We start from the raw sequence: 22,834 nt of genomic DNA on the forward strand, positions 1-22,834 counted from the left end.
TCATCCGGGCCTGACCGGTGAGCCGGTCACGGCTGCGCCGTCGACCGCGATGATCTGGCCGGTGACCCACCTGGCGGCATCGCTGACCAGGAACGACACGACATCCGCGACGTCCTGCGGCTGCCCGGGCCGCTGGAACGGTCCGAGCGGCGCCTCGGGTTCCGGCCGCCGCGGGGGCTGCGCCGGCGGGAGGGTGACGGGAGCCATCGACCCGATCCGCAGCGAGTTCACGGTGATGCCGCGTGGGGTTGCCGCCTGCTCACCCGTGTTGAACCCGATCACGACACGGTGTCCGTCGACGGCCAGGCGGTGGCAGATCGCCGAGCCGACCGCTCCGGAGCCTCCCGTGACGACAGCCACCTTTCCAGTGGGACTCACCGCGTTCACCGGTCCGCTCCTCCGGTTCGCTCCTGTCCCCGGCCCCCCAACCGGGTCTCGAACGGGTCTGGCACGTCAGGCCTCATGCGAGGCCGCGCCCAGTGGGGCGACCTGCGACGCGGCCGGGTGTGGGGCGTGCTGGCCGGCACCGGCCGTGGCCGGACCCGCCGCGCGGGTGTAGGCCGCCAGCCGGCGCATCTGGCTGACGAAGGACGGTGAGACGCCGGCGAAGAAGTCGGCGTCGGCCTGATCCACCACGGTGATGGCGCGCCGCGCGAGCGCCGCGCCATCGCTGGTCACCGAGATGACCCTGGCCCGGGTGTCACGGACGTCCATGACGCGCTGCACCAGCCCGCGAGCCTCCAGCCGCCGCAGGACCTCCGAGGTCATCCGGACGTCCGTGCCGGCCTGGGCGGCGATCGCGACCTGGTGCGGCCGCTCGCCCTGCTCGCCCAGCCACCAGGTGCAGGCGAGCAGCACGAACTGGACGTGGGTGAGCTCCAGTGGCGCCAGCACGTCCGTGAGTGCCCGCTGCCAGCGCAGCGTGAGCCGCCAGAGCAGGAAGCCGGGGCTGTCGTCCGGGCCGCCGGCGATCCTCGTCTCCGGGCTCATGCCGGCCTGCCCGGGATCACGCCGCCCCGGTCGTCGCCTGGCGGCGGGCGGCGTCGAACAGCTCGTCCAAGGTGTCCGGGAAGTCCGTGCTGATCTGCGGGCCCATCTCGGGACCGACCTGGTCCGCCTCGGCCCCGTCGATCTCCAGGCGGTGGGTGACCCTGGTCCGGCCCGGGCCCTCGGGGGTCAGGGTGTGCCGGAACAGCAGGGTCAGCCCGTTGAAGGTGGTGCGGTCGGCGTACACCTGCGGCTCGGTCAGCTCCACGATGGTGGACCGGAAGGTGTCCTGGCCCTGCGGGGTGACCGACAGCTCGGTGCCCACCGCGAAGGGGCCGTGCAGCTCGAAGGTGTCACTGCGCTCGCTCAGCTTCACCCCGGAGTGCAGGTCGCGCAGGGCGGCCCAGACGGCCTGCGGCTCCACGTCGGCGACCGCGCTGTGCTCCGTTGCCCACATCTCGTTCTCCCAGGATCGTCTTCGCTGGATGGTGGATTATCTACGCACGGATTATGTGTGCACGGTCATTCTCGCACACGTCCGCCGGCGGCCGGGGCCGGTCGGCGGGACGCGCGGATGAGCGCCCTCCACCGGATCGCCGCCCCGGCGGGTGAGCCCGATCGTGGACCCGACCGTGAAGCGGCCGTTCAGGCGGCTGCTCTCGATGCCGTCGTCCCAGGTTCGCCAGGCGTTGACGTCGACCCAGACGGCCCAGATGTCATGCGGCGTGAAGCCCCGAGCCTGGAACTCCCGGATGACCCGGGCGCTGTCCTGCGCGGCGTGCGGCGAGCCGATCACGCCGAGGATCTCCGGCTGGAACGACTGGACGCCGAGGCTCAGCCGGTTGATCTGTGACCGGACGACGTAGTCGATCTTCTCCTCGTCGAAGTCGCGGGCGTTGCCCTCGAGGGTGAACTCCGCGTCGTCGGCGACCTGGAACGACGAGTAGACCGCGTCGACCAGGCGCCGCAGGTTCGCCGTCTTCAGGATGCTGCCCGTGCCGCCGCCGATGAAGATGGTGCGGACCAGGCCGGTGCCGAACCTGCGGTACCGCGCCCAGTGCCGCAGATCGGCGATCAGCGCGTCGACGTAGCGCTCCTCCCGGCCACGGGTGTCGTTCTCCGAGAGCAGGCTCGCGAAGTAGGGGCACGACTTGCACCGGGTCCGGCAGAAGGGGACGCCGAGGTAGAGCACGAAGTCGGACCCGGCCCGCTGCAGGTCGACGTGGCCTTCCAGCCACTCGACCCCGCCCGTGACCCGGTGCATGCCGGGCGGATAGAGAATGAAGGGCAGGTAGCACTTGTTGGGATACGGATCGGACAGCGGTGCTGTCTCGAGCATCGTCACGGCTGTTCTCCTCGCGTGCGCGACGGCGGGACCGCAGGGGTTCCGACCGGACATGACGCGAGACACGGTCGTGCCGACGTCTCCAGGCCTGTTCCAAGCTGGCTCCAACCGGCCGATCCCCGGTGCCGCCGAGCGTTCGAGCCGTTCTGGAACAGGACTGGATGGCCGTGCGAGCGCGGTGCGAGAAGAAGGCCGTGAGGGTCGACCGGGGGCCGCCGTCAGGGACTGGTGACGAGGCTGCGCAGCGCCGCTGTGACCTCGCCGGGCCGGTCCTCGGGGAGCAGGTGGCCGCCGTCGAGGACGACGGTCCGCAGCCGTGGGGCCCAGGACTTCCACACCGCCTCGAAGTCGAAGACCGGCGGGGTCTGGCCCAGGTCGTTGACCACGGCGACGACCGGCATCGCCAGCTGCCGGTTCTGGGCGCGGTCGGCCAGGTCATGCAGGCCGTCGACGAACGCTCCCGACCGGTAGTCGCCGCAGACAGCCGCGATCGCCTCGGGCCGGCGGGCGGCGGCGAGGTAGGCGGCGCGCACGTCGGCGGGAATCGCCTCCGGATCGGTGATCCACGTGTCCAGGAAGTAGCCGAAGTACAGGTCCGGGTCGCTGGCGATGACCTGTTCCGGGAACGGGGCCGGATGGGCCATCAGGTGCAGGTGGAAGAGGAAGGCGTCCGCCTGGTAGCTCAGGGTGCTCCACAGGTCGCCGTAGGGGATGACCCCGAGGACGGCGAGATGACTCACGGCGTCCGGATGGTCCAGCGCGGCGCGGAAGGCGACGCCGGCGCCGCGGTCGTGGCCGGCGACGGCGAACCGGTGGTGGCCGAGCTGGCGCATGAGCGTGACGACGTCGGCGGCCATGGTGCGCTTGCTGTAGACGGTGTGCTCCGCGTCGTCGGCCGGTTTGTCGCTGTCCCCGTAGCCGCGCAGGTCGGGGCAGACGACCAGATGGTTGGCGGCGAGATCGGCGGCCACGTGCCGCCACGCGAGGTGCGTCTGCGGGAATCCATGCAACAGAAGGACCGGCGTGCCGGCGCCGCCGATCGCCACGTTGAGCGTCACGTCTCCGACGGCGATCCGACGGTAGGTGAATCCGGCAATAGAGGTGGTCACAATTCCCTCGCGGTGCTGAGGTTCTCCGAATATCACGTTCCTGACAGCGACCCAGCCTGTCATCGCCGCGGGCGGGCGAAGGGCACCGCCGGGCCCGGCGTGTCGGCCACGGTCTGGCGGCCGGGACCGCGGATCCCTGCTGGCTTCAGCGCCGCGACCACATTGTTGCTCGAATATTTCGCTGGCCAGCTGGCTCGGTGGTGGGGTTCGAGGCCGGGCCGCCGGCCGTCGCGGACAGGGGTTCGTCGGGGTTGGCTGTAGGGGGTACCCCGTCGCTATTCTCCGATATCGGGCGCAGGAGCCGCCCTGTAGCGCGTCGATGGTCTGCGAATCGTGTGGACCATGTGAGGCGGCTCTTTCATCTCCTGGTGTCCGGTTCGTTCGGGCGCGTCCTGGTCCTCGCCGGAATTCGTGGCGATGAAGCTGACGACAAGGAGCTGATCCATGAGTTCGACATCCACGCCCGCGACCGGCGGGCGGAGCTTTGTCGCGAGCCTCGACTCCGGCCGGCTGCGGTGGGATCGGGTGGCGCCCTTCCCGGCGGAGGATCCGGTGCAGCGGCGCCGGGCGGACGAGATCGTCGAGCGGGTCGGGGCGTTCGTCGAGGCGCGGATCGACCCGGAGGAGGTCGACGGGACGGCCGCGCTCCCCGACGGCTTCGTTGAGGAGCTGCGCGAGCGGGGCTTCCTGTCGCTGCGCCAGTCCGCCGAGATCGGCGGCCACGACCTGTCGGCGTACGGCGCGTTTCGCGTCGTCACCCGGGCGGTGAGCTGGTCGGCGCCGGTGGGCCAGCTGCTGGGAGTCCAGAACGGGGTCGCACCGTTCGAGCTCGCCCGGTCCCTGCCGGCCGGCGCCGTGCGCGACCTGCTGGAGCAGCGCATCACCGAGCGCGCGATCGGCGGCTGGGCGGACACGGAACTGATCGGGCAGAACAACAGCCGGCCGGCGCTGACCGGATATCTGACCGAGGACGGCTCGGCCTACCTGCTGCGCGGCCACAAGACGTTCATCGGCAACGGCCCGCTCGCCGAGTTGGTGGCCGTGACGGGGCTGGCGGCGACCGGAGAGGGGGAGCCGCGCATCGCGGTCTTCTTCGCGGACACCCGCCAGCCGGGGCTGACCGTGCAGGCGCACGAGTTCGTCGGCGCCAAGGGACTGCCGGTCGGGGCGCTCACCTTCGACAACCTCCGGGTCCCCCGCGAGCACGTCCTGCTGGTCGGCGAGGAGAACCCGCAGGCCGCGCCGCAGACTCGCGCGATGGGCATCGTCGGGCGCATGTACAGCACCTCGGGGCCGGCGCTCGCCATCGGGCGGCTGTGCCTGCAGTGGTCCCGGGAGTTCGTGTCGCGACGCTTCATCGACGGCCGCAACCTCGGCGAGTACGACCTGATCCAGCGGATCGTGGCGACGTCACTCGCCGACGTCTTCGCGACCGAGAGCGTCCTGCAGTGGTCGCTGATCGGGCCGGGCCTGGCTGACCGCTGGTTCGAGCTGGTCTGGTCGATGAACGTCTCCCGCGCCGCGAACTGGCGGATCGTGGACCAGACGGTGTCGCTGCTGGGCGGCGAGGGGATCGAGACGGCGCGCAGCAAGCGCCGCCGCGGCGCGCAGCCGCTGCCGGTGGAGCGGTTCTTCCGGGACGCCCGCCTGATCCGGACGATCGGCAACGTCGACTTCCAGGTCGACAACATCACCGGCCGGCAGTACCTGGCGCGCTTCTACGGGCCCGAGGCGGACCGGATCGGCTCCGCCGCGACCGGCGGCGAGGACACGCTCGCCTTCGCCGCGTCGGCCGACCTCTCCCCGGCGAACCTCGAGCATCTCGGCGCGCTGGGCGAGGAGACCCGGCGGTTCGCCGCCGCGACCCGGCAGCTCGTCCGCCGCTACCCGGACCCGCGGGAGCTCGCCCTGCACGAGCAGTCGCTCGTCCTGATCAGCCGGATCGCGAGCGAGCTGTACACGGCGGCGGTGACGCTGGCCCGGGCCAGCCACCTGGCCAGCGACGACGGCGGTGCCAGCCAGGGGCTCGCGGACGTCTACCTCACCGAGGCGCGCCACCGCGTCGAGGCCCTGTGGCGGCGCCTGGCGCCGGCCATCGCCGAGCCGGACCACGCGAAGATCAGCCGCGACTGGCTTGCGGGCGCGTCCTTCGACCAGCTCCTCACGCACTGAGGCTGGCGGGACGGGTGGGGCCGGCGGGACGGGTGGGGCTGGCGGGGCTAGCCGCCGGCCTCCGCGTCGACCAGCTGGCGCAGGCAGGGATCGAGCAGCTCGATCAGGCGTTCGGGGGGCGCCTGCACGACGTCGTCGAGCTTCAGCAGGTGCCTGGTGACCATCAGGCCGACCAGGACCGTGCAGATCAGCCCGGAGCGCAGGCCGGCGTCGTCGCCGTCGAGCACGCTGCTGATCTTGGCGGCGCCGTCGTCGAGGAACGCACAGCGGGCGGCCTCCGCGGCCTGCTCGTGGGTGAGCATCGAGCGCAGCGTCGCGAGCAGCGCGTCCGGCTCCTCGTCGAGCTTGCCGAGCAGGTAGGCCAGGACGCGGGTGCTCAGCTCGTCCCTGGGGCCGGGCAGCGTCTCGGCCAGGTCGAACTCGATCTCGGAGGCGGCCTGGAACAGCGCCTCCTTGGTACCGAAGTGGTGAATGACCAGCGCCGGGTCCACGCCGACCTGACGGGCGATCGCGCGAATGGTCGTGCCCTGGTAGCCGTTCTCGCGGAACAGCTCCCGGGAGGCGTCCAGGATCGCCGCGCGGGTGAGAGCACGACGCTCGGAGCGACTGACGCTCGGTGTGTGAGACGTCACAGGCATCCCTCGTTCAATGCGTGTTGACCCAGACTTTCGGACCCTTCTACGATACCTGAGTCAACGACTGTTGAACGGGCCTCGGGAGGACCTCCGTGACGCTTGCAGGGACTCGGCCGGCGTCGAGCACGCCGACGATCTCCGGTGCGCGCAAATGGATCGTGCTGGGAATCGTCTCGATCGGCCAGCTCATGGTCGTGCTCGACGTGACCATCATGAACGTCGCGCTGCCCAGCATTCAGAAGGCGCTCGGCTTCGCCAGCGGCAATGACCTGCAGTGGGTGCTGAACGCCTACGCGCTGACCTTCGGAGGCCTGCTGCTGCTCGGCGGACGGGTCGCGGACCGCTTCGGCCGCCGGCTGGTGTTCCTGGTGGGCCTGGCCATCCTCGGCGTGGCGAGCGTCGCGGGTGGGTTCGCGGAGTCGCCCGGCCTGCTCATCGCGGCGCGCGCGGTGCAGGGCATCGGCGGTGCGCTGATGTCCCCTGCCGCGCTGAGCCTGCTCACGGTGACCTTCCCCGAGGGGGAGGAGCGCAACCGGGCGCTGGGCATCTGGGCGACGGTCGCCGGCGCCGGCGGCGCGCTCGGGCTGGTGCTCGGCGGTGTGCTCACGGACACCCTGTCCTGGCGGTGGGTGCTGCTGATCAATGCTCCGGTGGCGGTGGTCGTGATCCTGGTGACGCCGATCTTCGTCACCGAGAGCAGGGACGAGTCGGCCCAGAGCCTGGACGCCGCCGGGGCGGCGACCGTGACGCTTGGGCTGAGCGCGCTGGTCTACGCGCTGGTACGGGCCAACACGGTGGGCTGGCTCACCTTCGAGATCATCGGCCTGCTGGTGGCGGCCGCGGCGCTGCTCGGGCTGTTCGTCCTGCTGCAGGCGCGGGTGCGCAATCCGATGCTGCCGCTGCGGGTGTTCCGCTCGGGCAGCGTCCTCGGCGCGGACGTCGGCATGCTCGTGCTGTCCGCCGGCATCGTGGCGATCCTGTTCTTCATCACCCTCTACCAGCAGCAGATTCACGGCTTCTCGCCGATCCGGACGGGGTTCTCCTTCCTGTCGATGTCCGCCGCGGTCGGCACCATGGCGCAGATCGCCCCGCGCCTCATGGACCGCTTCGGCCTGCGGCCGGTGGTTCTCGCGGGACTGGCGCTGTCCATCGTCGGGATCCTGCTGTTCGTCCGGATCTCGCCGCACGGCAGCTACGCCTCCGAGGTCCTGCCCGCGCTCATCGTCTTCGGGGCGGGGCTCGGGCTGTCGTTCGTCAGCCTGACCGCGGCCGGAATCGCCGGCATCCCGGAGGAGGACACCGGGGTCGCCTCCGCGCTGGTCAACGCCGCCCAGCAGGTCGGCAGCGCCCTGGGGCTGGCCGTTCTGATCGCCGTCTCGAACGCGCGGTTCGACGCGCTGAACCCGTCCCCGCGCGACCCGGCCGCGATCGCGTCGGCGACCACCAGTGGGTGGAGCTGGGCGTTCGTGGTCGGTGGCATCGTGATCGCCCTCGGCGCCGTCGTCTGCGCGGCGACGATCGGCTCGGGCCGGGACTCGCGGGCGGCGGCGGACCAGAGCGCGCCCGAGCCGGTGAAGGCGTCCGTCCAGGCCTGACAGCGAACCTCCCGCGCCGCGTCCGACCTCGCCCCCGTCGGACGCGGCGCGTGTGTGCTGTGGTCAGGCGCGCGCCCGATCGCGCCGGGCGACCTCCTGGCGCACCAGCGGGATGACCTCGCGCCCGATGTCGATCGTGTCGGCGAGCAGGTCGTACCCGCGCAGCGATAGGATGTCGATCCCCAGGTCGTAGTAGTCGAGCAGCGCCTCGGCCACCACCTCGGGCGTGCCGACGAGGGCGTTCGAGTTGCCGGCGCCGCCGGTCGCGGCCGCGGTCGCGGTCCACAACGCCCGGTCGAAGCGCTCGCCCTCGCCGGCGATGGCCAGCAGCCGCTGGGTGCCGGTGTTCTGCGCCGTCCCGGCGAAGTACCGGCCGATCAGCTCCGGGCTCGACCGGCGGCGGCCGTGGATGGTCTCCACGATCCGGTGGGCCTTCTCCCATGCCAGCGCCTCGGTCGCGGCGACGATCGGGCGGAACGAGACCTGGAACCTCGGCACGTCGGCGCGCCCGGCGGCCAGCGCGGCGGCCTTCACCGACGCGATCTGCTCGGCCGTCCGGGCCAGCGGCTCGCCCCACAGACAGTAGATGTCGGCCTCGGCGGCCCCGGCGGCGTAGGCCGCGGGCGAGGAACCCCCGAAGGACACCGACGGCCGTGGCTTCTGCACCGGCAGGATCTCGCTGGCGAAATCCGCGAACTGGTAATAGGTGCCGTCGTGGTCGAAGGGCTCGTGGGACTCCCACGCGCGCTTCACGATCCGCATGTACTCGCGGGTTCGATCGTAGCGGTCGTCCTTTGCCAGCAGGTCGCCCTCCCGGGCCTGCTCATGGCTGTTCCCGCCGGTGATGAAATGCACCGCCAGGCGCCCGCCGCTGAGATTGTCCAGCGTGGCGAAGGCGCGCGCGGCGAAGGTCGGATGGGAGACGTTCGGCCGGTGCGCCACCAGTACCTGGAGCCGTTCCGTGTGGTCGGCTATGTAGGCGGCGGCGAATCCCGGGTCGGGGCCGGCCGAGCTGTACGCGGTCAGCACCCGGTCCCAGCCGGTCTCCTCGTGCGCTCGGGCGAGTCGCAGGGTGTATTCCCGGTCGAAACTGGGGCCGGACCGCGGGTTTGTTTCCGATGCGTCGTTAGTCATGGCGATGCCAAGAAACTCGACGGGCACGTGCGCTCCTGTCCGTATTGAAGCTTCCCGGCGCCGACCCACCGGGTTCCGGCGTGCTTCGTCGCACGGGCATGCAGGGTGGAGATGCTACGAAGCGCCGGGCCGCCCGCGCCACCCCTAACCACCCCTTGTCGCATTCATGTTTTCCCCACCTCGGTCGCGTGCCTGGGGCACGACCGCACCTCGGTGCCGCCGTTGGGGTGTGTTCCGCGGGGTGTCGGTGCGGCGCTGGCCGGGTGTCGCGCGCCTACCGGCCATCCCGGCCCGACGCGTCAGGTCAGGGCCGTCGACGTGGCCCGGACCGCGGCGGCCGATCGCGTGCGCATAGTTGCGTCGGGAACGAATTGTCATGGGCGTGCAACAATCGAGACCCTGGACCGGTAGCAGCGTCGTCGCAGGTCGGCAGGCATTCGCGGGAGTCGGGTGCGATCGGTACCGCAGGGCGGGCGGGGAATCAAGGAGCTTTTTCCTCGAAGGCAATTCTGTTACACTGTGATCTGGATTACAGGATTCGCGCGGATGTTCATGGTGTCGAGGTCTCGGGTGATACTCCTGCTGATTGTGGGTTCAGGTGCGGACGAGGGGGTGCTGGGCCTTGGGTAGGTTCGTCGAGTCCGATCTGGTCGAGAGGCACGATCAGCTCGGATCGCTGGAAGCGATTCTCGATGCGACGCTGCAGGGCTCGGGCCGGATAGTGCACCTGACCGGCCCGGTGGCAAGCGGAAAGACCACGCTGGTCCGCTGCCTGGAGACGGCTGCCCGCGATGCCGGGATGACGGTGCTGCGCGCGATCGGTTCGCGGGCCGAGCTGATGCTGCCGCTCGGGGTCGTCGCGCAGCTGCTGGACTGCGCCGATCTGACGGTGTCCGAGCTCGCGGCCCTCGAGGCGCTTCTCGACCAGGGCGCCCGGGCGCCCTGGTCCGGACTGGGAACCAACGAGGTCGACGTCGGTGCGGCCCGGGTCCTGCGTGGACTGTGCGTCCAGCTGTTGACCCGCGCCGAGCGGGGCCCGGTCGTGGCCATCGTCGATGACGCACACCTCTCCGACGCGGCGTCCCTGCAGTGCCTGTCATACCTGGGACGGCGGCTTGCCTCGGTGCCCATGCTCGTGGTGCTGGTGGAGAGTCCCCATATTCTGCCGGCCTGCCCGGCCTACTACGCCGAACTCGCCGGCCCGCATGTCCGTGCGCTGCAGATCGGCCCCCTGACGCCACATGGCGTCGCGCGGATCGTCGACCAGTGCGCGAGCGCACCGCCGGAGCTCGACGCGCAGGAGGCCTTCGCGCTCACCGGGGGCAGCCCGCTGTTGCTGCGGGCGCTGCTGGAGGGGCAGAGCTCGGCGACGTCGGCCGCCCCGATCCGGCTCGGGCTGGAGGACGCGTTCGGGGAGGCGATCCTGCGGCTGCTGTACCGCAGCGATCCGCTCGTGGCCCAGGGCGCGCGGGCCATCGCGGTGATGGGCGCCTCGACCAGCCCGGAGCTGCTCGCCCGCCTGCTCGAGATCGACCTGGAGCTCGCGCAGCGGGTCATCCACCTGCTGCGGACCAACGGTCTGCTGGGTGCCGACGGCTTCCGGGACCCGCGCACGCCCGCCGTGGTCCTGGCCAGTGTGTCCGCGGAGGACCGGGAGTCCCTGCACGCCCAGGCCGCCCGGCTGGCCCACTGCGACGGGGCGGCGGCCGCGCAGGTGGCCCGGTACCTGGTGACGGCCGGTCCGATGGACGACCCCTGGGTCCATCCGACCCTGATGGAGGCGGCCGACCAGGCACTGGCCGCCGGTGATCACGATGGTGCGGTGGTCTGCCTGCGGGCCGCCCAAGCGCGGGCGCGCGACGACACCCACCGGGCCGAGGCCACCGTCCTGCTGGTCCGCGCGCTCTGGCGGAGCAGGCCCGCCGACGCGGCCCCCCATCTGCCCGCGCTCGCCGACGCCGTGCGGGCGGGCCACCTCGCGGGGCGCCACGCCCTCGTCGTCGCCAACCAGTTGCTCTGGCACGGCGACGGGGCCGGCGCGAGCGCCGTCCTGGACGTCGTCTGCGGCGTCGACCTGCTCGATCAGGAGGTCGCCCGCGGAGCGGCGGTCACGCTGCTGGCACAGGCCCACCTGTATCCGGGTCGGGCCGAGGCGGTCATGGGCCTGCTGCGTCGACTCACCGCGAAGTACGGCCTCGAGAACTGGGGGGAACACCTGCCGTGCGGGGGCGCCGAAACCCTCGCCGCCATGACGGCCTCGAGCGCCCATGGTGACGCCGTCGCCGCGGTCGAGCGTGCCCTGGCCGCCGGGGATCCGGGGGGAGCGGCGGTCGGCACCCTCGGCGTGGCCCTCGCCGCGATGGTCTTCGCGGACCGGATGGGGGCGCTCGGCTCCTGGCAGGATCCGCTGCCAGCCACGGCGTCGGGCACCTTCGCCGCTCTGACCAGCGCCGTCGAGGGAGAACGGCGACTGGCCCACGGCGAGCTGGCGGTCGCCGAGCGGGGCGCCATCCAGGCGCTGACGTCCCTCGCGGCGGCGGACTGGGGGGTGCTGCTCGGCTCGATCCTGGCGACGGCGGTGCGCGGCGCGAGCGCGGCGGGCAGGTTCGCCGCGGCGGAGGCCCACCTGTGCATCCCGATGCCCCCGACCGTCGCCGACACGGTGTGCGGCCTGGACCACCTGCACGCGCGCGGGGACTACTACCTCGCGAAGGGCCGGGCCCAGGCGGCGGCCAGTGACTTCCTCACCTGCCGCGACCGGGTGGTGACCTGGTGCCAGGACCGGCCGGGCTTCGACACCTGGCGCACCGACCTGGCCTGGGCCTTCCTCGAGCTGGGCCGGGGCCGGCAGAGCCGGGAGCTGGCCGAGGAGGAACTGCGACGCCTCGGCAGCGGGCATCCGCGGCTGCGGGTCCCGGCGCTGCGCGTGCTCGCCGCGGGAAGCGATGTCGAGCGGCGCCTGCGGCTGCTGCGGGAGGCGGTCGACCTCGCGGAGGGACACGGCACCTCGCTGGACCTCGCCTACGCCTACACCGACCTCAGCGAGGTGCTGCGCGCCGTCGGCGACGGCAGCCGGGCCAGGGTCGTCGCGCGGGTCGCCGGCAACCTGGCCCGGCAGCTGGAGCTGGAGCCGTTGGTGCGCAGACTGCACTCCGACGACCGCTCCGCGGAGGCCGTGCCGACGGCGTCCCGGGCCGCCGCCGTGCCGACGCTGCTCGGCGGGGCCGCCGTCTTCGGCACCGGCACCGGCGCGAACCCGGTGCTCAGCGACGCCGAGCACCGGGTCGCCTCGCTGGCGGGACTGGGATACACCAATCGCGAGATCGCCGGCCGCCTGCACGTCACCGTCAGCACCGTCGAGCAGCACCTCACCCGTGTCTACCGGAAGCTGCAGGTCAGCAGACGTACGGATCTCACGAACCTGCTGGGAGCCGACGTGGGGGCGCCGGCGCCGGCCGCGGCGGAACAGCGCACCGGCGGCGTGGTCCGTCCCGTGGTCAGGCCGGGAGCCGGCAGGCGCCCGTTGCCCGGCCTGACCAGGGACTGGACCGCCACCCCGGCCTGACCGGAAACCGGACGTCCGCCCACCCCGGCCTGACCGGAAACCGGATTGGCCGCCCGCTCCGGCCTGGCGAGGTATCGGGCGGCCGTTCCGTCTGACCGGGGGGCGGTCACCCCCGGCGCCAGGGCCGGGGAGCCGCCTCCGTTCTCGGCCTCAGCCGGACTTCGAGGCCGCCGCCGTCGGCGCCGGCTCGGCGTGCGCGGACGTCCCGGGAACGGGGCTCGTGCCCGCGGACAGCCTGGTGAGCAGCCGGTCGACCGCGTCCAGATCCTCACGGCGGGACCCGGAGGCCGCGACGTAACCGTCCGGGCGCAGCAGGAGGAAACCCCGGCCGCCGCGGTCGACCTGATCGTGGGCGACCAGCGGCGCCCAGCGGTCCGCCAGCGCCCGCGTGGCGCCGACCAGCCCGTCCGGCACGGAGCCGACCGTCAGCAGCCGCAGCGAGCCGGGGGCGATGTCGGCGCCCGCCGGCGGAACCCAGGACGGTGTGCGGGAACCGGCTGCCGGAAGGGCCGACCGCCCGGGCCGGGGCAGGCGCTGCCACCGGCGGGCCGGCCCGGCGGGCTCGGCGAGCAGCTGCGGGTACCGCGCCCGCCAGCCGGCGAGCAGCGGCGCGTACAGGCGGCGCAGCGCGCCGGTCCGCTGCAGGGTGCCCCAGCCGACGTTGCGCAGCCGCGCCTTCGCCCCGGTCAGCACGGCGAGCCGGATCAGCAGGGCCGCGACCCTGACCGTCTCCTGCGCGGCCTGCCGTCGCTCCGGGTCGTAGGTCCTCAGCACCGACTCGTCGAGCTGGCCGCGCACGACCCCCGCCAGCTTCCAGGCCAGGTTGCGCACGTCGGACAGCCCGAGGTTGAGGCCCTGGCCGCCGATCGGCGAGTGGGTGTGCGCCGCGTCGCCGACCAGGAAGGCCCGGCCCTGGCGCAGCGTCGCGGCGATCCGCTCCTGGCTGGTGAACGTGGTGAGCGTGCCCAGCTCCCGCACGGCCAGACCGCCCGGCCCGCGCAGGTCCACCAGCCTCTGGACCGTCTCGGCCGTGAGGTCCGTGCCGGGTGCCACCGGGGTGGCCAGCCGGACGGCCTCGCCGGGCAGCGGCGCGCACAGCAGCGGACCGGCGTGACCGAAGTGGTAGTGCAGCTCGTCGCGGGTGAAGTCGCCGTCGACCGTCCCCTCGGCGAGCAGCACGGTGACGGCGACCTGCTCGCCCGGGAAGTCGATGCCGAGCTGCTGGCGGACGGCGCTGCCCACCCCGTCGGCGCCGACGAGCCAGTCCGCCTCGATGACCTCGACCCCGTTCGGGCCGAGCGCGCGCACGGTGGCGCCGGCGTCGGTGACCGTGATGTCGGTGGCCCGGGTGGACCGTTCGATGGTGACACCGAGCCGGGTGAGCGCCGCGGTCACGAGGCGGGTGGTGTGCTCCTGGGGCAGGATCAGCGGCCGGTTGCGCGGGTCCAGCTCGACCCGGACGGTCCGCCTGCCGCTGAGGTGGTAGTTCATCGCCCGCGGCTGGAAACCGATCGAGAGTGCCTCCTCGAGCACTCCGATGTCGGCGAGGACGTCGAGGGCCGGCGGCCACAGCAGGATCGCGCGCGATCCGCCGCCCGGGCCGTCGGCGGCGTCGAGGACGCGCACCGTGACCCCGAGTCTGGTCAGGGTCGCGGCGAGCGCCAGCCCGCACGGACCGGCGCCCACGATCAGTACCGGCGTCTTGTCGCTCATGCTGGAAGCTCCTTAGCTCCTGGTGACGAGAATCTGGCCGAGCCAGTGCTGGACGGCGCGGGCGGCGGCGCCGGCGTGCGCGTCCAGGACCGAGAAGTGGTCGCCCGGGACGTCGGTGACGGCGTCGGCGCCGTCCCAGTGCGCCCGCCACGCCGTGTCCGGCGCCCAGGCGGGCAGCGGCTGGGTCGCCCGGACGAGCAGGGTCGGCGCCCGCAGCCCGCTGACCTGCCAGTCGGCCAGCAGGCGCAGATAGCCGCCCATGGCCGTGATCCGGAACTCGTCGGCCGGGGTCAGCTCGCCCAGCTGGGCCGCCATGCCGTCCAGCACCGCCGGCCCGATCCGCTCCAGCGCGCCACCGCCGGTCCGGTAGGGGTCGAGCAGCACGACCGCGGCGGGCCCCCGCGCCATCTCCTCGAGCCGCCGCGCGATCGAGTGCGCCAGCAGCGCGCCCGAGGAGTAGCCGACCAGGACGAACGCCGAGCCGTCCACGGTCGCGAGCAGCGCGTCGACGCTGGCCTCCACGACCGCCGCCAGGGACGACGGCAACCGCTGACCGTCGCGGTACCCGGGCAGCGACAGGGTCCAGACGTCGGCGGAACCCACGAAGTGGGCGGCGAAACGGGCGAACTGATAGGGACCCGTGGTCGCCAGCACCGTGGGGACGCAGATCAGCGCGGGCTGCTCCCGGCCCTCGGCCAGGCGGATGACGCCGGGAGCCTCGGCCGGCTCGGGCCGGTCGAACGTGGGCCGGAACTGTGCCGCCTTCATGATCAGCTCGGTGAACTCGGTCGCCCGGCCCAGCTCCTGCGCGCGCCGGAACAGGGTGCTGATCATGTCCTGGGACGAGGTGCCGGCCGCCGCGCTCACCCGTGCCGCCGAGCTGGCCGGACCGGCCTCCTGACGCGGGATGGCCGCCGCCTCGCCGAGGTCCTCGTCCGCCGCCTCGCCGGCCGGGTCCCTGCCGCCGGCCAGGCCCGCGTTTGCGGTGAGGCCCGCGTCGTCGGCCAGGCGCGTGTCCAGGCCATCACTCTGGCCGCCGACCAGCTGCTGGCGCAGGTGTCGGGCCAGCGCCTGCGGCGTGGGCACGTCCACCATCAGCCGGGCGGGCAGGCGCAGTCCGGTCGCGGCGCCCAGCCGATTGCGCAGCTCCACCGTGGTGAGCGAGTCGAAGCCGAGCTCGAGCAGCCCGCGTTGCGCCTGCACCTGGTGGGGAGCGGCATGGCCGAGGACGGTCGCGATCTCCGTACGGACCAGCTCCAGCAGGAGCCGATCCTGCTCGGCGGCGGCCAGGCCGGCGAGCTGGCGGGCGGAGACCCGCACGGACGCCGCGGCGGTGTCGGCGCCCGGCTCCCACTCCCGTCGCAGCCGCTCGACCTCCGCGATCCCGCGCAGCAGCGACCGCGGGCCGCCCAAGGCCACCCGGCCGCCCGCGAGTCGCTCCCAGTCGACCTCGGCGATCAGGATCGCGCTCTCCCGGTGGTCGAGCACCTCGCCCAGCGCGTGCAGGGCCAGCGCCGGCGCGATCGCGGCGAAACCGCGGCGGCGCAGCCGCGCGAGCCGACCCTCCTCGTCACTCGCGTCACCCGCGTCACCCGCGTCGGTCGGGGAGGCCACGCGGGTCGCGTCGGTCGTGTTGGTTGCGTCGGCCCCGTCGGCGCCGTCGATGGGGTGGGTGCTCGCCGCCCGCTCGGACCAGGCCGCCCACGCGATGGCGGTCGCGGGCAGCCCGGCGCCGCGCCGGTGTTCGGCGAGGGCGTCGAGGTAGGCGTTGGCCGCGCCGAACGCGCCGAGGCCGAGACCACCCAGGGTGGCCGCCGCCGAGGAGAACAACACGAACGCCGACAGGTCCAGCGGACGCGTCAGCTCGTCCAGGTTGCGGGCGGCCACCGCCTTCGTGCGCACGACGTGCGCGAGGCGCTGCGGGCCGAACGCGTCCAGAGGGCCCTCGTCGAGCAGCTGGGCGGTGTGGAAGACGGCGGTCAGCCGGTGGCCGGTCGGCGTGGCGAGCACAGCGGCGACCGCCTCCGGGTCCGCGAGGTCCACGGCCACCACGGTGGACGTCACCCCCAGCTCGGTGAGCTGGTCGCGCAGGCCGTCGGCCGCCGCCGGGTCGGCGCCGTCCGGCACCGTGAGAACGAGGTGGCGGGCGCCCTCGCGGGCGAGCCACAGCGCGGTGCCGCTGCCCAGCGGCGACGTGCCGTCGGTGACCAGCACGGCGCCATCCGGCCGCCACGGCGATTCGGGTGCCGTGGCCGTCAGCGGAGCCGAAACCAGCCGGCGCGCGAACGCGCCGGTGCCGCGCAGGGCCACCTCGTCCTCGGCCGCGTCGCCGGCCGCCTGCCCCGCCGCGTCGCCAGGGCGCCCCAGCGCGTCGCCGGTCCGCGCGGCCGCGTCCAGCCGGGCCCGCGCGGCGAACACGCCGGCGAGACGGGATCCGGTCCGCCCGTCCAGGACCGCCGGCAGATCCACCAGGCCGCCCCACAGGCCGGGATGCTCCGCCGTGATCCCACGGGCGAGGCCCCACACCAGGGACCGCAGTGGGTGGGTGAGCGGATCCGACGGCCCCACCGCGACGGCACCCTGGGTCACCAGCCACAACGTCGCGGCGCTGGCGGCGTCGACGAGGGCCTGGACCAGCAGCAGGGTCGCCGTCAATCCGATCGGAATCCCGGGCTCGCCCGGATCGTCGGACTCGTTCACGGCCAGCAGGGAGACGATCCCGGCGGCACCCTCGGCACCGGCCTCGCGGAGCCGTTCGGCGAGCGCGGCGCGGTCGCCGCCCGCCGTCGCCGTCACCTGCGTGACCCGCGCGCCGTGCACCGCCAGGATGTCGGCGACCTCGGCGGCCAGGGGCGCGGTCGTGTCGCTCCCATCATGCGCGACGAGCCACGTCCCGGCGAGCACCGCCGGGCCCGCCTCGCTCAGGGCCTGCCAGCGCTGCTGGTAGCGCCAGGAGTCGATGCGGCCGCGGCGGCGTCGCTCCCGGCGCCAGCCACGCAACGCCGTCAGGACGTGGTCGGGCAGCGCCGCCGGCTCGGTGCCCAGGATCGTGGCCGTGGTCGCGCCGTCCTCGCGTTCCACCGCGGCCCAGAACTCCGCCTCCGCCGGGTCCCCAGCCGGCCCCCGTGCCGGGGCGGCGGCGAAGGACCGTGCGCTCGACGTGGCACTCTCGGCCGGGCCGTCCAGCCAGAACCGGCGCCGCTGGAAGGCGTAGGTGGGCAGGTCGAGCCGCCGGGGGCCGCCGGGGGGGAGCACGGGCAGCCAGTCGACGGGGACGCCGCGGACGAACAGCTCCGCCACGGAGGCCAGGAACCGGTCCAGGCCGCCGTCGCCGCGGCGCAGCGACCCGACCACCAGACCCGCGGCGGCGCCCACGGTCTCCTCGACCGCCTCCTCGACGCTGGTCGTCAGCACCGGATGCGCGCTGGGCTCGACGAAGACCCGGAAGCCGGCGGCGGCCAGAGCCCGTGTCGTCCGGTCCAGCGCGACCGGCTCGCGCAGGTTGCGGTACCAGTAGTGGGCGTCCAGCCCGGCGGTGTCCAGCAGGCCGGCGGTGACCGTCGAGTAGAAGGGCACGCTCGACGAGACCGGTGCCAGCGGCGCGAGCGCCTCGACCAGCCGTTCCCGGATCGCCTCGACCTGGGGGGTGTGGGAGGCGTAGTCGACCTGCACCCGACGGGCCCGGATCTGCCGGCTCTCGCAGAGCACTACCAGGTCGTCGCAGGCGTCGGCGTCTCCCGCGACGGTGACCGACGAGGGCCCGTTGACGGCGGCGACGTCCAGCGACCCCTCCCAACGGGTGAGCAGCGCCCGGACCTCGACCTCGGACCGGGCGACCGACACCATCCCGCCCTGACCGGCGATGTCCGCCAGCAGCCGGCTGCGCAACGCGACGGCACGCGCGCCGTCCGCCACGGACAGTCCACCCGCCACGACGGCCGCCGCGAGCTCGCCCTGCGAGTGGCCGATCACCGCCGCCGGTTCCACCCCGAACGAGCGCCACAACGCGGCCAGGGACACCTGGACGGCCCACAGGACCGGCTGCACGACATCCACCCGGCGCAGCAGTGCCGCGTCGGCGGCCGCCGCGTCGAGTGACCAGTCGACGTGCGGGGCCAGCGCCTGCGCGCACTGCCGCCACTGGTGCCGGAACGCCGGCGACGACGCCGGCAGCTCCGCCACCATCCCCGCCCACTGCGAGCCCTGGCCGGGGAAGACGAACACCGGCCCTCGGCGCCAGTCGCCGCGGACCCCCGTGACCACCCCGTCCGTGTGCTCGCCCCGGGCGAGCTCGCCCAGCCGGGACAGCAGCCCGGCCCGGTCGGCGGCGAGGATCACCGCCCGGTGGTCCAGACGGCCCCGCGACGACGCCAGCGCGGTCGCGATCTCCTCCGGTGCCAGGTCGGTGCGCGTCGCGACGAATCCGCGCAGCTGTGCCGCCTGTGCCCGCAGCGCGCCCTCGCCCCGCGCGGACACCAGATAGGGCCGCACCCCGGGGTCCGCGTCCGCCTCGGCGGTCCCGGCGCCCTCGACGCCGGTGCCGCCCGTCGCGACGACGCCGTCGGCTTCGGCGTCGAGGACGGCGTCGGCGGACTCGGGCCGCGGGGCCTGCTCCAGGATGACGTGCGAGTTCGTCCCGCTCACACCGAACGCCGACACACCGCAGCGGCGCGCCTCGCCGGTGTCCGGCCACGGCGCCGCAGCGGTCAGCAGCGACACCGCGCCGGCGGACCAGTCCACGTGCGGCGACGGCGCGTCGACGTGAAGGGTCCTCGGCAGCACGCCGTGCTGCATCGCCAGCACCATCTTGATCACACCGGTGATGCCGGCCGCGGCCCCGGTGTGCCCGACGTTCGACTTGATCGAGCCGAGCCACAGCGGACGGCCGGCCGGCCGCTGCTGGCCGTAGGTCGCGAGCAGGGCCTGCGCCTCGATCGGGTCGCCCAGGGTGGTGCCGGTGCCGTGGGCCTCCACGGCGTCGACCTGGTTCGGCCGCACGCCGGCGTTCGCCAGCGCCGCCCGGATCACCCGCTGCTGGGACGGCCCGTTCGGCGCGGACAGGCCGTTGCTGGCCCCGTCCTGGTTGACCGCCGTGCCGCGGACCAGGGCCAGGACCGGATGGCCCAGCCGTCTGGCGTCGGAGAGCCGTTCCACCACCAGGACGCCGACGCCCTCCCCCCAGGCGGTCCCGTCCGCGGCGGCGGCGAACGGCTTGCACCGCCCGTCGGGCGCGAGCCCGCGCTGCCGGCTGAAGTACACCCAGCCCGCCGGGGTCGTCAGCACCGACACACCCCCCACCAGCGCCAGCGACGACTCCTCCTGCCGCAGCGACTGCACGGCCAGATGCAGCGCGACCAGCGACGACGAGCAGGCGGTGTCGACCGTGACCGCCGGGCCCTCCAGCCCGAACGTGTACGCGACCCGCCCGGACAGCACGCTCGCCGCGACGCCGGTCATCCGGTACGTCTCGATGTCCAGCGGCAGCGAGGCCAGGTTCGTCCCGTAGTCCTGCGTGCTGGTGCCGAAGAAGACCCCGGTCCGGCTGCCGCGCAGGCCCTCCGGATCGATCCCGGCGCGCTCGAGGGCCTCCCAGGTCGTCTCCAGCAGCAGCCGCTGCTGCGGGTCGATCGCGACGGCCTCACGCGGGCTGATCCCGAAGAACTCGGGGTCGAAGTCCCCGGCGTCGTACAGGAAGCCACCCGTGCGCACGTACGACGTGCCCGGCTGGTCCGGATCCGGGTCGTACAGCGACCCCAGATCCCAGTTCCGGTCGGTGGGGAACTCCGAGATCGCGTCGGTCTCGTTGATGACCAGCTGCCAGAGATCCTCCGGCGAGCGGGCACCCCCGGGGTGCCGGGAGGCCATCGCGACGATCGCGATCGGCTCGTGGCGGCGTTCCTGCTCCTCGCGGAGCCGCTGGCGGGTCTCGTGCAGTTCGACTGTCGCGCGCCTGAGGTAGTTACGAAGCCTCTGGTCATCAGACATGGCGGTACCTCGTTGCTCGGTGGGATCGCGGCCGCCGGTGCTCCGGCGGGACGGTCGGGGCTGGGACGGTCGGGGCCTGGGGGCGGTCGGGGCCTGGGACGGTCGGGGCTGGGGACGGTCGGTCTAGGACTGCTCGAAAGTCCTGTCGAGCAGGTCGAACAGGTCGTCGTCGGAGCCGTCGTGGATCGCCGCCGCGATGTCGTCGCCCCCGGCGGATGCCGCCACGGTCAGCTGCCGCAGCAGGTCCTGGAGCCGGTTCGCCGTCCGGCGGCGTTGCGCCTCGTCGGTCTGGGTGGCCACGGTGGCGGCGAGCCGGTCCAGCTGCGCCTCGACGCCCTCCGCGGGTGCCCGCGGGGCCAGCCGGGTGCGCAGGAACGCCGCGACCGCCTCGGTGGTCGGATGGTCGAAGGCCACCGTGGTGGGAAGGCTCAGCCCGGTCGCGGAGCTGAGCCGGTTGCGCAGCGACACGGCCGCCAGCGAGTCGAACCCGAGATCCTTCAGCGCGCGGCGCGGGTCGACGTCGTCCGGGCTGTCGGCGCCGAGGACGGCCGCCACCTCGATGCGGACCCGTTCGACGAGCACCTGGTCCTGGCCGGTCTCGTCCAGGGTGGCCAGCCGTTCGACCAGCTCCTGGGCGGCACGGTTCGCGCTGTCGCCCCGCCCGGCCTCGGCCTCGGCGACGGGTCGCGGCCCTGCCAGCGCCGCCAGCAGGCCGGCCGGGGCCGCCCCCCGCACGGACGCCAGCCGGGACCAGTCGACGTCCGCCAGCAGCAGGCCGGACTCCCCGCGCTCGATCGCCTCCCGCAGCGCGCCGAGCGCGAGCGCCGGCACGAGCGGACGGACCGCGTCCCCCATGCGGGCCTCGCCGCGTCCCGGCTGCGGGACGACGTCCCGCCCGCCGTTCCCGCCGCTCCCGGCGGGCGCCAGGTCGGGCCAGTGGCCCCAGGCGAGATGGGTCGCGGGCAGATCGCGGCCCCGACGGTACTCGGCCAGTGCCTCCAGGTAGGCGCCCACCACAGCGTCGGCGCCGCGTCCCGCGTCTCCCCACACGCCACTCGCCGAGGAGAACAGGACGAAGGCGTCCACCGGCCGGTCGGCCACCTGCTCGTGCAGGCGGGAGGCACCGACGACGGCCGGGCCGACCGCCGCCGCGAGGGCGGCGATCTCCAGGTCCGCGATCAGGGCGGTCGGAGCGTCGCCGCCGTCGTCACCGATACCGTCGTCACTGGTGCCGTCGCCGTCGCCGTCGCCGTCGCCGTCGCCGTCGCCGTCGCCGTCGCCGTCGCCGCCGTTGTCACCGGCGCCGATGACGGGGACGTGGACGACGGCGGTCGGCGGTTCGCCGGCCGGCACCGGGGTCGCGCCGGCGGGATCGGTGGCCAGCGACGCGTTGTCCGCGACCAGGAGCCGCTCGGCGCCGTCGCGTTCCAGCCAGTCCGCCACCTGCGCCCCGGCAGCCGTGGCGCTGCCCGTGACGAGGACCGGACCGCGCGGCCTCCACGGTGCCCCGGCGACGTCGTCGACCAGCGGCGCGCGCACCAGCCGGCGCGCGAGCGTCCCCGTCGGCCGGACCGCCAGCTGGTCATCGACGTCGGTATCGACGTCGGTGTCACCGCTGGCCAGGACGGCCACCAGCCGGGTCGTCACCTCCTCGTCGAGTGAGGAGGGCAGATCGACGAGCCCACCCCAACGGGTCGGCTGCTCCACGGCGAGGACGCGGCCCAGACCCGCGACCAGAGCCTGCAGCGGATGGTCGACGCGGTCGCCCTGCGCGGCGTTGACCGCGGCCTGCGTGACGATCCACAGCCGCCCGGTGACGTCCGCCTCGTCCAGCGCCTGGACGAGCAGCAGCGTCGCCGCCAGCCCGTTCGTGATGGCCGGGTGCTCGGCGTGCGGTGTCTCATCCAGGGCGAGCAGCGACAGCACACCGACCGCGGCGCCACGGCCGGCCCCCGCGTCAGCCTCGGCGGCTTCGCGCAGCCGGGCGACGAGGCCGCCACGCTCGGACGCGATCGCCGGCCCCGGGATGAGGACCAGCCGCGCCCCGCCGGCGCGCAGCGCGGCGATGACCTTCTCGACCGGTCCCTCCTCGACGGCCTGCGTGGGTGTCACCACGAACCACGTTCCCGTCAGAGCCGCGGCCGGTCGGCTCACATGTGTCCACCGCGTGCGGACGCGCCACGAGTCGACGATCTGGCGATCCTGGCGGCCACGCCGCCACGCCGACAGCACCGGCAGCACCTCGCCAAGCGCCCCGGAACGGTCGGTGCCGAGGGCCTCGGCCACGGTGTCCAGGTCCTGTCGCTCGACGGCCTCCCAGAACGCGCGTTCACCGGAGTCCGTGCCACCGACGCTCTGGTTCGCGGCCGGCCGAGCCGTCTCGGTGAGCCAGTAGGTGTGGTGTTGGAAGGGGTAGGTGGGCAGGGTGGTGTGGGTCGGGGTGCCGGTGCCGCCGGTGTCTGTGCTGGTGTCTGTGTCTGTGTCTGTGCTGGTGCTGGTGGGCCAGGTGGGGGTGGGTCCGTGGGTGTGGAGGGTGGCGAGGGTGGTGTGGAAGTGGGTGAGGGTGGGTCGGTCGCGGTGGAGGGTGGGGTGGA

Annotated in this window: 13 protein-coding genes; 3 read left to right on the forward strand and 10 right to left on the reverse strand. The window is 73.8% G+C overall.

The genetic code is table 11. The annotated features are described in order from the left end of the window. The 5 genes from AC6EXY_RS27755 to AC6EXY_RS27775 all read right to left on the reverse strand — a co-directional run bounded on the left by AC6EXY_RS27755 (position 1) and on the right by AC6EXY_RS27775 (position 3,441). Complete coding sequence (locus AC6EXY_RS27755; protein ID WP_115538004.1) at positions 1-387, reverse strand: SDR family oxidoreductase; 387 nt, start codon at positions 385-387, stop codon at positions 1-3. Between the two features lie 66 nt (positions 388-453). Beyond that, positions 454-990, reverse strand: coding sequence for a MarR family winged helix-turn-helix transcriptional regulator (locus AC6EXY_RS27760; RefSeq protein WP_101833432.1), 537 nt, complete (start codon positions 988-990; stop codon positions 454-456). A gap of 16 nt (positions 991-1,006) precedes the next feature. Further along, positions 1,007-1,444: an SRPBCC family protein gene (locus AC6EXY_RS27765; protein ID WP_101833431.1), complete on the reverse strand. Its 438-nt coding sequence runs from the start codon at positions 1,442-1,444 to the stop codon at positions 1,007-1,009. A 51-nt stretch (positions 1,445-1,495) separates the two neighbouring features. Further along, the gene (locus AC6EXY_RS27770) at positions 1,496-2,326 is read right to left on the reverse strand and encodes a radical SAM protein (protein WP_243407855.1); all 831 of its coding nucleotides are present in this window, start codon (positions 2,324-2,326) and stop codon (positions 1,496-1,498) included. 224 nt (positions 2,327-2,550) lie between these two features. Continuing rightward, entirely contained in the window at positions 2,551-3,441 is an 891-nt protein-coding gene (locus AC6EXY_RS27775; protein WP_101833429.1) for an alpha/beta fold hydrolase, read from the reverse strand. A gap of 444 nt (positions 3,442-3,885) precedes the next feature. Here AC6EXY_RS27775 and AC6EXY_RS27780 point away from each other — a divergent pair, with 444 nt between their 5' ends. Beyond that, entirely contained in the window at positions 3,886-5,613 is a 1,728-nt protein-coding gene (locus AC6EXY_RS27780; RefSeq protein WP_101833428.1) for an acyl-CoA dehydrogenase family protein, read from the forward strand. Between the two features lie 47 nt (positions 5,614-5,660). Here AC6EXY_RS27780 and AC6EXY_RS27785 read toward each other — a convergent pair whose 3' ends face one another. Then, positions 5,661-6,245, reverse strand: a complete 585-nt coding sequence (locus AC6EXY_RS27785) for a TetR/AcrR family transcriptional regulator (RefSeq protein WP_165818547.1) — start codon at positions 6,243-6,245, stop codon at positions 5,661-5,663. 95 nt (positions 6,246-6,340) lie between these two features. Between AC6EXY_RS27785 and AC6EXY_RS27790 the strand changes: the two genes are divergently transcribed. Next, positions 6,341-7,843 carry an MFS transporter gene (locus AC6EXY_RS27790; protein WP_133150794.1) on the forward strand — a complete coding sequence of 501 codons (1,503 nt, stop codon included), beginning with the start codon at positions 6,341-6,343 and terminating at the stop codon, positions 7,841-7,843. Between the two features lie 63 nt (positions 7,844-7,906). Here AC6EXY_RS27790 and AC6EXY_RS27795 read toward each other — a convergent pair whose 3' ends face one another. Then, complete coding sequence (locus AC6EXY_RS27795) at positions 7,907-8,977, reverse strand: LLM class flavin-dependent oxidoreductase (RefSeq protein WP_243407852.1); 1,071 nt, start codon at positions 8,975-8,977, stop codon at positions 7,907-7,909. A 622-nt stretch (positions 8,978-9,599) separates the two neighbouring features. Between AC6EXY_RS27795 and AC6EXY_RS27800 the strand changes: the two genes are divergently transcribed. After that, complete coding sequence (locus tag AC6EXY_RS27800; protein WP_499818474.1) at positions 9,600-12,542, forward strand: AAA family ATPase; 2,943 nt, start codon at positions 9,600-9,602, stop codon at positions 12,540-12,542. 150 nt (positions 12,543-12,692) lie between these two features. Here AC6EXY_RS27800 and AC6EXY_RS27805 read toward each other — a convergent pair whose 3' ends face one another. The 3 genes from AC6EXY_RS27805 to AC6EXY_RS27815 form a co-directional block, all read right to left on the reverse strand. Then, positions 12,693-14,255, reverse strand: a complete 1,563-nt coding sequence (locus tag AC6EXY_RS27805) for an FAD-dependent monooxygenase (RefSeq protein WP_499818475.1) — start codon at positions 14,253-14,255, stop codon at positions 12,693-12,695. Positions 14,256-14,267: 12 nt separating this feature from the next. Further along, on the reverse strand, positions 14,268-20,240 hold the full coding sequence (locus AC6EXY_RS27810) for a type I polyketide synthase (RefSeq protein ID WP_499818476.1): 5,973 nt from the start codon (positions 20,238-20,240) through the stop codon (positions 14,268-14,270). A gap of 123 nt (positions 20,241-20,363) precedes the next feature. Continuing rightward, positions 20,364-22,834 (reverse strand): KR domain-containing protein (locus AC6EXY_RS27815; RefSeq protein ID WP_499818477.1); only part of this gene is annotated, 2,471 nt, incomplete at its 5' end.

This window comes from Frankia sp. RB5 (assembly GCF_059816245.1).

What these genes read in the sequence shown, in the direction of transcription:
- AC6EXY_RS27760 (WP_101833432.1), bottom strand. Translation starts at nt 990, where the DNA reads ATGAGCCCGGAGACGAGGATCGCCGGCGGCCCGGACGACAGCCCCGGC.
- AC6EXY_RS27765 (WP_101833431.1), bottom strand. Translation starts at nt 1,444, where the DNA reads ATGTGGGCAACGGAGCACAGCGCGGTCGCCGACGTGGAGCCGCAGGCC.
- AC6EXY_RS27770 (WP_243407855.1), bottom strand. Translation starts at nt 2,326, where the DNA reads ATGCTCGAGACAGCACCGCTGTCCGATCCGTATCCCAACAAGTGCTAC.
- AC6EXY_RS27780 (WP_101833428.1), top strand. Translation starts at nt 3,886, where the DNA reads ATGAGTTCGACATCCACGCCCGCGACCGGCGGGCGGAGCTTTGTCGCG.
- AC6EXY_RS27795 (WP_243407852.1), bottom strand. Translation starts at nt 8,977, where the DNA reads ATGACTAACGACGCATCGGAAACAAACCCGCGGTCCGGCCCCAGTTTC.
- AC6EXY_RS27805 (WP_499818475.1), bottom strand. Translation starts at nt 14,255, where the DNA reads ATGAGCGACAAGACGCCGGTACTGATCGTGGGCGCCGGTCCGTGCGGG.
- AC6EXY_RS27810 (WP_499818476.1), bottom strand. Translation starts at nt 20,240, where the DNA reads ATGTCTGATGACCAGAGGCTTCGTAACTACCTCAGGCGCGCGACAGTC.